General features: G+C 56.5%; 1 pseudogene. It reads right to left on the bottom strand.

From position 1 onward, the window contains the following. Nucleotides 1-191: pseudogene (locus tag ACLARN_RS44140) on the bottom strand (hypothetical protein); the annotation flags it as partial. Nucleotides 192-810 lie beyond the last annotated feature (619 nt).

Genomic DNA, 810 nt, shown 5'->3' on the forward strand with positions numbered 1-810 from the left:
CTTCCCGACGACATCCGGTTCCAGATCTTGTACAGGTTTCTCTTCTCATCCCGCGCAAAATCCGCCAGCGACTGCCGATCAACTCCGGCAGCACCCTTGTTGGCCCTCACCTTCAGATACGCTTCCCATACCAGCGTTCTCGGAATATCAAACGCCTTACCCGACAAACCTGATGTGACGATCTGACTCATCCCAACCTGTGGTTGATCAACGATATTCACATCTGACAACCCGGCCCCTTCGCTCCACACCCATTACAGGCACTTCATCGCTACTACGAGCCGGTCCGCCTCCCTGCCCGACGACCGGTACTCAACGCCTCTCGCAGCTCTTCACTGCTTGACACTCTCCCTCTCGTGGCCGACCACAACCAGCCGACCACTGTTTCCGGGCGAGGGATTCTCTCGTTCCATGCCGAAGCCTGGTTCCGGGCTCGCGCCGCCTATATGCCGGACACCGCCAGGCCAATAAACAGGCACCCGCCTGGCTTATCCCGGGAAATCCACCAATCCCCGGTTTTGATGTCATCTCATGCATTACGACACGTCATCGACGGTTCACTGTCGTTCGCCTTCCCGGACCACACCTGCCACCTCATTGTGCGACTTTTCCCTGACGCTCACCACCACACCTCATTCAATGCAGCAGCACAGGGCGGTTTGACACCATCCCCTGCAGAACGATGCCGAAGGACCTACCTTCATCTCCGACACAGCATTGCTTTCAAGCGACTCTGGCTTCTACATCAGAACCTCTCAATCGCATTCGAGACACACGATGGAAAGAACAGACCAGCACTAGATTCCGCAG

Origin of the sequence: Amycolatopsis sp. cmx-11-12 (assembly GCF_046269425.1) — a bacterium.
In the GTDB taxonomy this organism is placed as follows: Bacteria; Actinomycetota; Actinomycetes; order Mycobacteriales; family Pseudonocardiaceae; genus Amycolatopsis.